1 protein-coding gene is annotated in these 348 nt (G+C 40.2%); it reads left to right on the forward strand.

The features are described 5' to 3' along the window. Nucleotides 1–27 precede the first annotated feature (27 nt). Nucleotides 28–297: a hypothetical protein gene (locus GD597_RS21740; RefSeq protein WP_171610018.1), complete on the forward strand. Its 270-nt coding sequence runs from the start codon at nucleotides 28–30 to the stop codon at nucleotides 295–297. Nucleotides 298–348: the final 51 nt, after the last annotated feature.

The raw sequence follows: 348 nt of genomic DNA on the forward strand, positions 1-348 counted from the left end.
AAGTAATTTTAGGAGGGGTCAAATTTGATGAATGACGGAGCAAGTTTGATGAATGACGGAGCGAATTTGATAAATGACGGAGCAAGTTTGATGAATGACGGAGCAAGTTTGATGGATGACGGAGAGAATTTGATGAATGACGGAGCAAGTTTGATGAATGACGGAGCGAATTTGATGGATGACGGAGAGAATTTGATGGATGACGGAGCGAATTTGATGGATGACGGAGAGAATTTGATGGATGACGGAGAGAATTTGAGGTACTATGCAAATAAGTGTGTAGTAATATCTAAATAAGTGTGTAAGTATGGAAGATTCGGCTAAGAAGTAAAAGTGTACCCCCCAAGA

Source organism: Limnovirga soli (assembly GCF_013106755.1).
Lineage (GTDB): Bacteria > Bacteroidota > Bacteroidia > Chitinophagales > Chitinophagaceae > Limnovirga > Limnovirga soli.